Raw genomic sequence first — 13,114 nt, 5'->3', positions numbered from 1 at the left:
TGCATACTCAGACAACTACTTTTTATTTTATATTTATTGGGCGACAGCCCACAGCGAGATGAAACGAAGTGAAATCGAGCTGGCTCGGCGTACACTGCTTGCAGTAATTATCGTCTTTTTCTATTTTTTAATGTTGTGACAATCTCCAGCGAGATGTAACGAAGTGGAATCGAGCTGGCTCGGCTTGCACTCTAATTGTAATATTTGTTTACTGCCTGGACAGCTTCATCTTTTGACAAATTAAATTTTTCTTCTACCTTCTTTTCAATTATATCAGTTGTAGCACCTAACTCTTTTGCCACTTCTATAAGCGCTTTTATTCCTTCCTGTATGCCTTCCTGTTTGCCCTCAAGAATCATGTCTTCTATTGCCTTACACATATCAACTTCCTCCTTATTTTTCTCATACTGCTTCATGTCTATCTTTGCCTTTCCAAATGTTTCTATCATTCTAGCAGATTCAAGATCCATATGTAAATAGTATTCATGATTATTTTCCAATATTTCTTTCATTTTTGCCAAACTGTCTGATGCATTAATAAACTCCAGCACTTTCCCTAGTTCAGTTCTAAATTTTGAGAAATCCTTTATGTCTTTTGGTTCTATTAGGTTTATGTGATAATCATTTACATATCTTAAAATATCAAGGTCTGTTTCCTTAAACATTTCATACAAACTTTTAGGACCATCCCATGCTTCATTGCCCCAGTATAGTACCAGTGTTATAACTGGTGTGATTTTATCACTCTTTGTCACTCCTGACAGATATTCTGCTGAACTAAGCTTATCTTTACATTTTTTATGATTTTTTTCTATCCTGCTGACCTGCCCGGAATAATTTAGAGAATCATAAAGCATGTTTCTTACAGGCATTGCATAATGAACCTCAGACTGATTCTCTATTCCTAGCAGAAAATATGTATAATGATTGTCACTTTTTACCACACACCTTTTTATAATGTCCCTGTACTTTTCAATAAAGGTATTTTTGTTTTTTTCACTATAGGGAAGGGCAATTTCACTTATGCTCTCTTCATGTAAGTTTTCTGGTTTTATAACCTGCTTTCCATTGTATAAATAGTAATTAAACACATCTGCAAACTTTTCATTGTCTGACATGTACTTTTTTGCTAACAAATCCTGTTTTCCCATACTATAACCTTTCTGTACTCATCTAATTATTGCTTCTCGCATTTTTGTCACAAATTATATCAGTGCATATATGATATAGTATATTTTTCAGTTTGTCAACATATTGTTTGATATTAGTAACATCTTATATAAACGTTTAAAGTTGTTTACTTTTTTTTCTTTGTTGAATATATTTATTTAATATAAGATATATGACTCTGCGTCTATTTTCAAAAATAATCTATATAATATATATACATTTTTCTCCTCTAACATTTTTTCCTTATATTTATCATATGCATCGCCTACGGTAGGAATCAATATCAAAAAAAAGCCAAAAATAAGCAGTAGCCGGGAAATTAAATTGCTACTGCTTATTTTATCTCTTATTAAGCTATCTATGTAAGAAATTAAATATGAAATTAATTATACCGTGAATATAACGTAGTAAATCCCAAATCACCAGATGATACCCCCACAGAATATGTACCCATAATATAATCAAAGTTAAATAACCCCATTGCAACAGATGATGTAGCTAACTCCTCAACAATTTGAACATCAACATCCATATCTGTTACAACAAAATCAACTGCATTATTCTGATGAATCAGTTCCTTATATACTACACCTTTTCCATAATTATCATGGGAATCACTGTACCAGATTTTGCACGTAGCATCCTTTACATTATCAACATCGAATGTCGTGCAGTAATCCTCGGATGAATAAGTATCATCGATTAAAACACTTATTCTTACTTTATTCGTTGCAGTATAATACTGCACACTTGTGTAATATTCATACTTTTTATCATCAGAAATTATGAGTCTGCTTAAATAATAATACTTACCTGACATATCCTCAGACACAGTACCATATTTTATGCAGGCATTCTTTATTTTATCCTTGACAGTTACAGTTGTAGCCTTTTTCTTCTTAACTGTAACCCTGCATTTATATTTCTTGCCACCAACTTTTGCAGTTATGGTAACTTTTCCTGCTTTCTTTCCCTTAACTTTTCCCCTTTTACTAACTGTTGCTATTTTTTTGTTTGATGAAATCCACTTAACCTTCTTCTTATTGTTTTTAACCTTTAGTGTCACTGTTTTTCCAACATAGATTGTTGCAGATTTCTTATTTAACTTAGCTTTTGATGCCGCACTTACACCGGTATTTGGAAGTACAATAAAAGACATCACAATTACTGATAAAATAACCAATAGTTTCTTAATTTTCTTTTCCATTTCATTTTCTCCTTTTTATTTTCTGATACCTACACCCTCAAGTTACACACATTAATTTTTTTTATTTTGAAATGTTAATGTATATATTAAAATTATAATCAAACAATCTTTCTTAGTCAACTAAGTAAACACATAATCAACCCGTTGTTTACATATTATATAGTAAACTGTGTTTAGGAGGTTTTGAAATGGTTGATTTTGGAAACAGACTAAAAACATTAAGAATACAGAATAATATGACTCAATTCCAGCTTTCTCAGAAATTAGGATTAACTAAATCCGTAATAAGCGCCTACGAAAACGGACTAAGAATGCCATCCTATGATGTGTTAATTGCAATTTCAAATATTTTCAGAGTTACAACTGATTTTTTGCTTGGCATTGAACATAAAAACAATATTGATTTATCCGGTTTATCACTGGAAGAAGTGGACGCTTTATTAAACCTCATATCTGCCATGAAAAGAAAAAAATAACACTATCTTGTGGATAAAGATAGTGTTATTTATGTTGTCACATTTTATTTATTTTTTTCCCATAAGCCATCCTGCTCTACTCTTTCCCAGTCAACAGTTAAAATTTTAGGTTTTTTCCCATGATATTTTATTTCTTCAAGATTCAAATATTTGTTATTCATCAGGTCATTTAATGCCACCTGAATACGCTCTTTTGATACCCCACTATGAGCAGAAACGCTCTCTATTGTCTTGCCATATGTAGCCATTTTACGTCTTTTCTTTACGATATATAAAGAATTTAATATTGCATCATAATAATACTGCTGCTCCTGTTTAGACCTTGGCATTTCAACATATGAATTGGCTGATGACTTAAGCTTATTACTAAGGGAATGTTTTACTCCATATATAATGACTTTCTTTTTCAACTCACGCAAATACTTTATTGCCAAATTAAAATGTGCATCCCCTGTAAAAATAATAAAAACATCCGGTGAATTCTTCTTTGCAGCTTCACGATATATTGCATCTAAAATAATAAAATCCGTAAAATCTTTATCAACACCGTCTTTTGTGCTTGCCGTATGAACTACATTCTTCGTTATTTTTTCTAATCGTGGCAATTCCTTTTCTATTGAATTTCCATGAAAATCGCCAAAAAATACTATGTTCTTTACACTATACTCTTCAGTTAATTCTTCATACCACTCTTCTACATTAGGTTTCATGGAAAAAATATTATTGTACCCATAATACCAATGCTCATAATCAACAAATACCGCTGCCGAATGTTTTCCACTCTTATTAAACAGTCCGTTAAACACGTTTTTCCTCCTTTCCTTAAATTTCCTATATTATTATAACAGAATTATAATAAAAAGAAACAGATTTTAATATCCCATTGCAAATCCGTTTCTTTTTTACCTTACCTAATGAAAAATGTTGTTATTAAATAACACTTTCCACTAATCCATTATTTATTTTTTTTATCATAAAAGAATTTCATAACCAGTAAAATTGCCCATACCACAAATCCAATAACTGTAAGAATTGTTCCAATATGACTTCCACTTACATAATAATCTGCCATATTTCCTGCAACTATAAGAATAAGTCCTCCAAAAAACATCCAAAAAACTAATTTACTTGGTCTCTCCTGCATTGTATTCCTCCAAAATTTTCTAAATATCGCCAGTCCTATTATAACAGATTTTCAGACAAATGTGCATTGGATATTGATTATTCATTTATTATTCACATTTAAGGTACTTAACAATTTCTACCCTGCTAGACATTACTGCAAACAAGACACTAAAAAACAAGGATAGAAACACACTACAGATGACTAACGTGATTACAGAATATGATGTTATTCTTATGCTCCATACCTGATATTCTGCAAACCATTTATACAATTTAATTCCACACATTGAAATCATAATTGTGGCAATTGATATTAAAATATCAACCAGCATAACTATAATGCCCCAGCAAAAAACTGAAAAATAACATTTCCTCTGTCATTAGCCAGCACATCATTCTTGTGAATTTCCTCACCTTCCCTGCATTGAACATTTGCCTCATTGCTCAATGTGATTTTTAAATTTTCTATAGATGTTACTGTTACATCCACTTTATAATATTCCCGCATATCGGTTTTCTTCACTTCCTCTATTGCACCATATGCCATAAGTTCAGTCTTAAAATCCTTGTCCTCATTATATTTTTTTATTTCTTTATTGGAAATTGATATAACCGCTCCTAACGGAATACAATATATCAATACACACACTACAAATATCAAAAAGTATTTTGCTTTCACTATTCTTTATCTTCCTTTGCTAAATTTTTCAAATATAGATTAAATATGTCAACCTTATCAATTTTGTATGCATATATTTCCTGTGCACTTCTTGAGTACCCTCTCGCCATTACCGGAACATTCAAAGTACCTGTTTTTTTGCCCAATTTATAATCAATACATACTATGGGCGAAATGTAACTTCCGATATTGTTCTCTAAAATATCATTACTGCATTTTAGAACAACAGTTGTACTTGTTTCCTTTGGAATTACATTATTTCCGTTCTTATCAAAATCAAATTCCACTGTACCATTTTCATTAGATGTAGAAATACTTATGTTTTTAACTTTTATGCTATCATCAATATTTTTTAAATATATATCCTTTATTTCCAATTTATCCTTAAATGTTTCTATAATACCATCCAATGTTATATCAAAATCAGAATCCATTGATATATAATCCAAGCCATCTATTGTCTGCATTGCTGAATTTTCACCATCTATATCCTGAGCAAAAGTTTCTTTCATTGCCTGTTTTTTATTTACATTTATTTTTCCAATGTCAAATTTATACTCATCACCATCATATGTAACAATCATGTTTTTTATTTCATAATTCCTATCTTTACTTACATTTTCCATGTTTATTTCAGTTGAAACCGTATATACATAAATTTTGGGGAAATTTTTATTTTCTGTTACACATCTTTGATAATCTTCATTACTTACCTGTTCAATTTGTGATTTTATTTTTTTTACCTCATAACCATTATATGCACACAGCAGAGGATAACTAAATTTATTCGCATCTTCGACCTCGCTATTAGCTATACTCCACTCATATTCCAATGTTGTATCAAATTTAATATCTAATTTTTTTTCGTCTAATTTTTCCGTGGATATAATCTTAAAATCAAAATCGGTATATGGCATATTTTTAATAAAATTAATATTACAGTTTTCCAAATCTGTTAGGATAACCTTTTTATATTTAGGGATTTTTATGTTTTCCGTATCTACGTTTTTTCCAACTTTTTCATTTGTTTTTCCACAACCACATAGCACTACAACTACTAATGCCACACACATTATTTTTCTTACTAAACTTCTCATAAATCCTCTCTATTCTTCCTTTGCAAAGTATCAAACCATTCGCTTTGTATGCCAGCGACTAATTTTTTTCAATATTTTTTGCTTCAAATGACAAACATTTTTCACCTTACCTGACATATTGCATTTTCATATACCTAACAAATATCTCTTTCACCTTTTTTCTTTTTCTCTTCGCCATAGGAACTTCTTCACTACAATACTCCATAATAACACTATTTTCCTTTATTATTAAAACATATTTCAAAGCTATTAAGTAACCTCTATATGGTGAGAAATACTCAACCTGATTAAGCCTTTCTTTCCACCATACAAGTGAATGTTTAGATTCAATAACTCCGTTTTTCATATGTATATATGTTCCATCCCCATAGCCTTCCAAAAAAATTATGTCATGTTCACTGACCTTAATAATCTCTTTTTTATTTTCTATTACAAAATATTTTCTTTCTTTTTCTTTATGTAATTTGCATAAAATATTAGCCATTTTTTCCTCTTTAAATGGTCTTTGTAAAAAGGTATATGCTTTAACTTCAAAAGCCTCATCTACTCTTGATAAATTATCTGAAATAAAAATAATATCAAGATCTTTATATTTCTCTTTAATCTTTCTTGCCAGACTTATTCCATCACAATCCCATAATGTCATTTCAAGAATTATTAAATCTAATCTCTCAAGACTTTTAACTAAATCATTATAGTTTTTATAATTATATATTTTATCATCTGTTTTCATATCAATTAATATTCTTTCCAAAATTGTGCGGTCATTTTTATTTAGGTCATACATTCCAATGTTCATCATATTTGTCTTTCTTCCTTTTTTCACACAATGTACTTTAATTTCAGCATTTTATCACATTTTGAAACATTTTAATATTGTTAATCTCAAATTTGCCAACAATATGCAAAAAGCCACCAATTATATACAATTCTATTAAATCAAGTAGGCTGACTCCTACCCGATTGTAGGCAGCGGATATCTCAAAGTGTAGATTATGAAACACATCAAGTGTTTCATAAGTTGTAGCTTTTCGATGTTCTTATGCCCAACAAATGATATTTCGTGCAAATGCGATTAGCTTGCCGGGCTTTTGCTACAAAAAAATGTTACCGGACGTCTTACTATAAAAATATCCGGTAACGTATTAACTTACATTTATTTAATTTTGTCCTCTATGTAACTCTTCACCTCATCAAGCTTGGCATTATCTTTTAAATCCTTATAAAAGTTACTGCTAAATAATATATTCCCATTTTTTTCAAGAAAAGCAAATCTTTCAGCATCTTCAAATCCATAGTCGGCAAGTTCTGACAAATATAAAATCTTTTGGTTTAATTCCAAAGTGTCATCTATACCATATTTGTGAATTATAAATATTCCTCTGTCCCCCTCTTCTATCTGAGAGTTAATATATGAATCTTCCTGATATATTTCCTCTTTCATGGTGGCACATCCTGATAAAACAGAAATCGTGCTTCCTTCTTTTATTTTTCCTTTAATGTCTGATTCAACCTTGATTTCAATAATGGTATTATACATTTTTTTATCATCAATCCTGATTTCTATATTATTCGCCTTTTCTACTGTACCCTCAACTATGCAATACTTATCATCATTCCAGATTTTATCCTGCTTTATCTCAGCCAAATTACTTTTTGACTCATTTTTATAATTTCCATCCACATAGCTTACTTCTATTCCACCAGCAGATTTCTTTAATTCAATCGTATTATTATTTCCATTGCTGTAAAAATAAATCATTGCACCAATAATAACAGCAATAATTACAATTACAAAAATACATATCTGTTTTTTTTTCATATAGCCTTACCTTTCCAATATTTTTTTCATCTTATTCTACCCCCAATATCCAGTATGACTTCTCATTAAATATTCCAATGCTGCACTATCAATTTTTTGTAACCCATTAACCACTGGTGTACTCTTATACATTATTGTTTTTTTTGAATTACTATCATCTATACCTAACGCACGCCCAAATTCATGTGTTATTACTGCAATTTTAGTCAAATTTGTTTCTCCTCTCAGATTATCTTTTCTGTCTTGCAGATTAAATTGTATTCAATCCAGATTTAATGTTTACAATGACAATTATTACATATTAACATTTTTTTTCAATACAACACTGTTTAAATGACATTATTACCGGTTAAAATAACATTTTTTCTTTAACCTACCATAAATGCATAGTTCCTCTGTATCCACACTCAATACCTATATAATTATATGCAACACTATTTTCCCTCTTGTTTCTAATCATAGTAAGTGGCTTCCTATTATAATAAAATTTTATGGATGGTAAATATACTTAACAACTAGTTGGATTGTGTGAGCATAACATCCACGGTCACACTTTTGCTACAAAAAAACAGATGCCACTAATGTAGCATCCATTTCTTATTTAATATAATCCACAAAAGCACTTTTTAATTTTATAATGCTTTAATTCTGTCTATTGCTTTTAATGTATTTTCATGTGTTCCAAATGCTGTCAGTCGGAAATATCCTTCTCCACTTGGTCCAAATCCTGAACCCGGAGTTCCCACGATATTTGCCTTTGTAAGCAGATAGTCAAAGAAATCCCATGATGACATTCCATCAGGTGTCTCTAACCACACATATGGTGCATTAACGCCACCGCTAACTGTGTATCCTGCTGACTTAAGGCCTTCAATAATAGTCTTAGCATTATTCATATAATAAGCCACCTGCTGCTTTGTCTGTGCCTTTCCTGCTTCTGAATAAACAGCTTCTCCGGCTCTTTGAATAATATACGGTGCACCATTGAATTTTGTTCCATGTCTTCTTGCCCATAATGAATTTAGCATAACACCGTTAGACTTTAATTCTTTAGGAATAACCGTAAATCCAAGTCTTGTTCCTGTAAATCCTGCGTTCTTTGAAAAACTTCTAAGTTCAATTGCACATGTCTTTGCACCATCACATTCATAAATTGTATGAGGAACATTTTCCTCTGAAATATATGCTTCATAAGCAGCGTCATAAATAATAACTGCTCCGACCTTGTTAGCATAATCTACCCATTCCTGTAACTGGTCTTTTGTAATTGTAGAACCTGTAGGGTTGTTAGGGAAACAAAGATAAATAATATCCGGTGTTTCCTTTGGAAGTTCCGGTGCAAAATTTGTTTCCTTGGTACAAGGCATATAAATTACGTTGCTCCATCTTTCCTCATCAGCAATGTAATCTCCAGTTCTGCCTGCCATGGCATTTGTGTCAACGTATACAGGATATACAGGGTCACAAACTGCTATTTTGTTATCAACAGCAAAAATATCACCAATGTTTCCTGAGTCTGACTTTGCTCCGTCACTGATGAAAATTTCATCTAAAGCAATGTCTACTCCTCTTTCCCTGTAATCGTTGTCCCTGATTGCACTTCTTAAAAATTCATATCCAAGGTCCGGTGCGTATCCATGAAATGTAGCAGCATCTGCCATCTCATCCACGGCACTATGCAATGCCTCAATTACAGCCGGTGCTAACGGCTGTGTAACGTCGCCGATTCCAAGACTGATAACATCTTTGTCCGGATTTGCAGCCTTATATGCAGTAACCTTTTTTCCAATATTTGAGAATAAATAACTTCCCGGTAACTTTAAGTAGTTTTCATTAATTTTGTACATCTTTTTTCTGTCCTTCTTTCCTTATTCTTTATACATAATTTTCAGAACCGATATCGCAGTTTCCACCATAGTTCTGCCACTGTCCATGGCCGACTTCTGAATGTATCTGTGAGCCTCGTTTTCTGACATATTATTTTTCTCCATTAAAACTGACTTTGCCTCATCTATTACACTTTGTTCTTCTTCAGTCCTTTGGTGTACAACGCGTTTTTTACGTCTTAATTTAGCATAAATATTGTTTTGCATCAGCTCCACTGAATTTAAGAAATCCCTAACCTTAATAGGCATTTCTACCATTGCCACGCCACGGTTATCTTCAAGGAGCTTTTGCTTCGATGCCACAAGCAACATCTCAAATCTTCCTTCTACATTGTCAAGGATGTCTGTATAAGGCATATCAGTCATTCTGTACCCACTGATAATAACCCCTTCACCTAAAGTATCTGCCAATGTAATCGCCTTTGAACCCGTAGTACAGTTAAATACACTTTCATATCCGTTATGCACCAACAGATTTTTTATGGCCTTGCTGTCCTCCGGCTTGGGGAATACTACTATAATTCCTGCCAATTTGCCCTCCTAAACTAGATTCGGTCAAGATATCTGTCGATTTCCCAATCTGTTACCTGTGAAGTGTATTCCATCCATTCATCTTCTTTTGCCTTAATATACTTCTTGTATACATCTTTTCCCAGTACATTCTTTACAAATGGGGACTTTTTCATTTCCTGTATAGCTTCGTACAGGTTCTTTGGAAGACTTTCAATTCCAATTTCTTCTCTTTCGTCGTCTGTCATTGAGAAAATATCTTTCTGTACACTGGTTACAGGCTTTAATTTTCTCTTAATGCCATCAAGTCCTGCTGCTAAACATACTGCAATGGCAAGATATGGATTACAAGCACAGTCAGGGCATCTAAGCTCAACTCTTGTGCCTGCTCCTCTTGCAGCGGGAACTCTTATAAGTGGACTTCTGTTAGTAGCTGACCATGCAATATATGTAGGTGCTTCATATCCCGGAACTAATCTCTTATATGAATTTACAATAGGATTAGTTATGGCTGTCATAGCTCTCATATGTTCCATTAATCCTGCTATAAAGCTGTATGCTTCCTCGCTAAGTCCGTTTTCATCATCAGCTTTGGCAAATATGTTATTTCCTTCTTTATCTGACAATGACATATTAATATGCATACCTGAACCACACATTCCGTATTTTGGTTTTGGCATAAATGATGCATATAAACCATGACGTTTTGCAATGGTTTTAACTGTAAGCTTGTATGTCATAATTTTATCAGCTATATCTAATGCTTCGCCATATTTAAAATCTATTTCATGCTGTGCAGGTGCCACCTCATGATGTGATGCTTCTACTTCAAATCCCATTTCTTCAAGGTTAAGTACCATATCACGACGTGCATTTTCACCTAAATCAGTAGGGCCTAAATCAAAATAACTTCCTTTTTCGTGGCTGATAGTTGTAGGTCCGCCATTATCATCTGTGTGGAAAAGGAAAAACTCACACTCCGGTCCTACATTAAAAATATAACCCATATCTGATGCTTCCTTAATAACCTTCTTTAAAATGCATCTCGGATCGTTTTCTAACTGTGTTCCATCAGGCTTATATACGTCACAAATCATTCTTGCAACCTTTCCCTGATGTGGTCTGAAAGGTAATATCTCAAAGGTATTATAATCCGGATATAAATACATATCGGACTCTTCTATTCTGGCAAATCCCTCAATTGATGAACCGTCAAACATAATTTTATTGTCAAGTGCCTTTGCGAGCTGGCTTTTTGTAATGGCAACATTCTTTAATGTTCCAAACAAATCCGTAAACTGAAGTCTGATAAATTCAATATCTTCCGTCTCTGCCATATTTAAGATTTTTTGTTTTGTGTAACCCATTTTTGTTTCTGCTCCTTTCAAAATAGCTCTTCCTAAATAATATCAAATACCCTTATTTCCGTCAATAAAGTTGATAGAATGAAATTAGTAATTTTATCCTATTGCAATTAATTCTTTAACATTATACAATAAGTTAGCAAGAAAAATTAACGGAGAAAACCAATGATAAAATACAAAAATCACATTATGCTGGGTATTTTTTCCACTACTATTTTTATTATGTTTTTAGCATTAGTATTACAGGAAAATAACCCCGACAATATTACAAATATAGAGACATGTACTACAGTTAATGTTACTACCCGGGAAACTACAACAGTGCCGGAAACCACCACTGTTGAAGAAACTACAAAGAAAAAAGTTAAGAAAAAAAAAGCCATTGACCACAAGGCCAAGCACCCTTATATGATAAAGATAAACCGTGCTGAAAATTTTGCTGTTGTTTATGGCATTGACAAAAAGGGGGTTTACAGTATTCCTCACAAGGCATTTATCTGTTCCACCGGTAAAGACCCGGAATCTACTCCACTTGGTACTTTTAGTATTTCTGAGAGATATGACTGGCGCCTTATGGTAGATAATACCTATGCTCAGTACGCCATCCGCATTTATGGTCAGATTATGCTTCATTCAGTACCTTACCAATATGCAACTAACGATTCTTTGGAATATTGGGAGTATAATAAATTAGGAACAGCTTCCTCCCTTGGTTGTATACGTTTCCGTGTTAAGGATATTAAATGGATTTATGACCATTGTAATGAAGGAACATCTGTAACTATTTATAGCGAAAAAGGAGAAAAGTCTCCTATTAAAGTTAAAAAGATTAAGAAAATAAAGGAATCGGACCCTTATAAAACCTGGGATCCCACGGATTCTAATATCAGTAACCCTTGGAAAAACCATACTGCTACAGACAATTCTGATACAGAGCAGGTTCCTACTACAGAACAGACTTCTGCCACGGAGCAGATTAATGAATAAATTATTTTGGGAGATGAAATCTTATGGAAAAAAAATATTATGCCGTTAAAGTTGGTGAAAAAACTGGAATATACGAAACCTGGGAGGAATGTAAAGCAAACGTTGACGGATATCCCGGTGCATTGTACAAAAGCTTCAAAAACATATCTGATGCCTACGCATATTTAGGGCAGGAGGGTACTCAGTTAAGTCTTTTTGACACAGAGGCACCAAAGGATGAAGATGATGATACAACCTTTGACAGTGACATGCCTATTACCACTCCGTCTAAGGCAGTAGCATATGTGGATGGAAGCTTTAATTCTGCAACCGGTGTTTTTGGATACGGTGTGGTTATGTTTCATAATGGTACTGAAACCCACCTTTATGATTCCGGAAATGATGTCCAAATGGCTTCTATGAGGAATGTTGCCGGTGAAATTTACGGTTCCATGGCGGCTATGAAATATGCCTTGGAAAAAGGCATTAAGAAGCTTTCAATATATTATGATTATATGGGAATTGCCAAATGGTGTACCGGAGAGTGGAAAACCAATAAGGACGGTACCATTGCCTACAAAAAATATTATGATAAAATCAAAAAATCGGTTGACATAACTTTTGAGAAAGTGAAGGGTCATTCCGGTGATAAATATAATGATTTAGCTGATAGCCTTGCAAAAAAAGCCTGCGGAGTTGAATAACTGATGTGACCCCAAAAAGTTAGACTTTTATTGCGTAACAGGTTTTAATATCTGTTACGCATTTTTTATGCAACCAAGAGGCTGAGTCTGTATTGGACAGGACTCAAC

Annotated in this window: 15 protein-coding genes; 3 read left to right on the top strand and 12 right to left on the bottom strand. The window is 32.8% G+C overall.

Annotated elements, in window-relative coordinates:
* Positions 1 to 191: 191 nt before the first annotated feature.
* Both Q5O73_RS07610 and Q5O73_RS07605 read right to left on the bottom strand, forming a co-directional pair.
* Complete coding sequence (locus Q5O73_RS07610; RefSeq protein ID WP_302669390.1) at positions 192 to 1,151, bottom strand: Rpn family recombination-promoting nuclease/putative transposase; 960 nt, start codon at positions 1,149 to 1,151, stop codon at positions 192 to 194.
* A 401-nt stretch (positions 1,152 to 1,552) separates the two neighbouring features.
* Complete coding sequence (locus tag Q5O73_RS07605; RefSeq protein ID WP_302669389.1) at positions 1,553 to 2,377, bottom strand: Ig-like domain-containing protein; 825 nt, start codon at positions 2,375 to 2,377, stop codon at positions 1,553 to 1,555.
* Between the two features lie 188 nt (positions 2,378 to 2,565).
* Here Q5O73_RS07605 and Q5O73_RS07600 point away from each other — a divergent pair, with 188 nt between their 5' ends.
* Complete coding sequence (locus Q5O73_RS07600) at positions 2,566 to 2,853, top strand: helix-turn-helix domain-containing protein (protein ID WP_021952465.1); 288 nt, start codon at positions 2,566 to 2,568, stop codon at positions 2,851 to 2,853.
* A gap of 44 nt (positions 2,854 to 2,897) precedes the next feature.
* On the opposite strand, the gene Q5O73_RS07595 is transcribed toward Q5O73_RS07600, so the two are convergent.
* The 10 genes from Q5O73_RS07595 to glnA all read right to left on the bottom strand — a co-directional run bounded on the left by Q5O73_RS07595 (position 2,898) and on the right by glnA (position 11,339).
* Positions 2,898 to 3,659: an NYN domain-containing protein gene (locus tag Q5O73_RS07595; RefSeq protein WP_021952466.1), complete on the bottom strand. Its 762-nt coding sequence runs from the start codon at positions 3,657 to 3,659 to the stop codon at positions 2,898 to 2,900.
* Between the two features lie 149 nt (positions 3,660 to 3,808).
* Positions 3,809 to 3,997, bottom strand: a complete 189-nt coding sequence (locus Q5O73_RS07590; protein WP_021952467.1) for a hypothetical protein — start codon at positions 3,995 to 3,997, stop codon at positions 3,809 to 3,811.
* A 315-nt stretch (positions 3,998 to 4,312) separates the two neighbouring features.
* Entirely contained in the window at positions 4,313 to 4,657 is a 345-nt protein-coding gene (locus Q5O73_RS07585) for a hypothetical protein (protein WP_302669388.1), read from the bottom strand.
* Positions 4,657 to 5,754 (bottom strand): hypothetical protein, encoded by a 1,098-nt coding sequence (locus tag Q5O73_RS07580; RefSeq protein ID WP_302669387.1) that lies wholly within the window; start codon positions 5,752 to 5,754, stop codon positions 4,657 to 4,659. Before Q5O73_RS07580 ends, Q5O73_RS07585 begins: the two co-directional genes overlap by 1 nt.
* 106 nt (positions 5,755 to 5,860) lie before the next feature.
* Positions 5,861 to 6,580: a LytTR family DNA-binding domain-containing protein gene (locus Q5O73_RS07575; RefSeq protein ID WP_302669386.1), complete on the bottom strand. Its 720-nt coding sequence runs from the start codon at positions 6,578 to 6,580 to the stop codon at positions 5,861 to 5,863.
* A 330-nt stretch (positions 6,581 to 6,910) separates the two neighbouring features.
* Entirely contained in the window at positions 6,911 to 7,576 is a 666-nt protein-coding gene (locus tag Q5O73_RS07570; protein WP_302669385.1) for a hypothetical protein, read from the bottom strand.
* A gap of 36 nt (positions 7,577 to 7,612) precedes the next feature.
* Positions 7,613 to 7,786 (bottom strand): hypothetical protein, encoded by a 174-nt coding sequence (locus Q5O73_RS07565; RefSeq protein ID WP_302669384.1) that lies wholly within the window; start codon positions 7,784 to 7,786, stop codon positions 7,613 to 7,615.
* Between the two features lie 422 nt (positions 7,787 to 8,208).
* Positions 8,209 to 9,423, bottom strand: a complete 1,215-nt coding sequence (locus Q5O73_RS07560) for an LL-diaminopimelate aminotransferase (RefSeq protein ID WP_302669383.1) — start codon at positions 9,421 to 9,423, stop codon at positions 8,209 to 8,211.
* A 21-nt stretch (positions 9,424 to 9,444) separates the two neighbouring features.
* Positions 9,445 to 9,993, bottom strand: coding sequence for an ANTAR domain-containing response regulator (locus Q5O73_RS07555; RefSeq protein WP_021952474.1), 549 nt, complete (start codon positions 9,991 to 9,993; stop codon positions 9,445 to 9,447).
* 14 nt (positions 9,994 to 10,007) lie between these two features.
* Positions 10,008 to 11,339 carry a type I glutamate--ammonia ligase gene (gene glnA, locus Q5O73_RS07550; RefSeq protein ID WP_021952475.1) on the bottom strand — a complete coding sequence of 444 codons (1,332 nt, stop codon included), beginning with the start codon at positions 11,337 to 11,339 and terminating at the stop codon, positions 10,008 to 10,010.
* A 162-nt stretch (positions 11,340 to 11,501) separates the two neighbouring features.
* Between glnA and Q5O73_RS07545 the strand changes: the two genes are divergently transcribed.
* Together Q5O73_RS07545 and Q5O73_RS07540 are read left to right on the top strand one after the other, a co-directional pair.
* Positions 11,502 to 12,323 (top strand): L,D-transpeptidase, encoded by an 822-nt coding sequence (locus Q5O73_RS07545; protein WP_021952476.1) that lies wholly within the window; start codon positions 11,502 to 11,504, stop codon positions 12,321 to 12,323.
* Between the two features lie 23 nt (positions 12,324 to 12,346).
* On the top strand, positions 12,347 to 13,006 hold the full coding sequence (locus Q5O73_RS07540; protein WP_302669382.1) for a ribonuclease H family protein: 660 nt from the start codon (positions 12,347 to 12,349) through the stop codon (positions 13,004 to 13,006).
* Positions 13,007 to 13,114 lie beyond the last annotated feature (108 nt).

It is taken from the genome of Eubacterium sp. AF15-50, assembly GCF_934835595.1.
In the GTDB taxonomy this organism is placed as follows: domain Bacteria; phylum Bacillota; class Clostridia; order Lachnospirales; family Lachnospiraceae; genus Eubacterium_G; species Eubacterium_G segne.
The sequence above is the reverse complement of the archived record's forward strand: the minus strand, read 5'-3'. Positions and strand labels throughout refer to the sequence as shown.

Bases quoted from the DNA above. Each gene is read 5' to 3' on its own strand.
- Q5O73_RS07600 (WP_021952465.1), top strand. From the start codon at position 2,566: ATGGTTGATTTTGGAAACAGACTAAAAACATTAAGAATACAGAATAAT.
- Q5O73_RS07540 (WP_302669382.1), top strand. From the start codon at position 12,347: ATGGAAAAAAAATATTATGCCGTTAAAGTTGGTGAAAAAACTGGAATA.
- Q5O73_RS07570 (WP_302669385.1), bottom strand. From the start codon at position 7,576: ATGAAAAAAAAACAGATATGTATTTTTGTAATTGTAATTATTGCTGTT.
- Q5O73_RS07545 (WP_021952476.1), top strand. From the start codon at position 11,502: ATGATAAAATACAAAAATCACATTATGCTGGGTATTTTTTCCACTACT.
- Q5O73_RS07610 (WP_302669390.1), bottom strand. From the start codon at position 1,151: ATGGGAAAACAGGATTTGTTAGCAAAAAAGTACATGTCAGACAATGAA.
- Q5O73_RS07590 (WP_021952467.1), bottom strand. From the start codon at position 3,997: ATGCAGGAGAGACCAAGTAAATTAGTTTTTTGGATGTTTTTTGGAGGA.
- Q5O73_RS07605 (WP_302669389.1), bottom strand. From the start codon at position 2,377: ATGGAAAAGAAAATTAAGAAACTATTGGTTATTTTATCAGTAATTGTG.
- Q5O73_RS07560 (WP_302669383.1), bottom strand. From the start codon at position 9,423: ATGTACAAAATTAATGAAAACTACTTAAAGTTACCGGGAAGTTATTTA.
- Q5O73_RS07580 (WP_302669387.1), bottom strand. From the start codon at position 5,754: ATGAGAAGTTTAGTAAGAAAAATAATGTGTGTGGCATTAGTAGTTGTA.
- glnA (WP_021952475.1), bottom strand. From the start codon at position 11,339: ATGGGTTACACAAAACAAAAAATCTTAAATATGGCAGAGACGGAAGAT.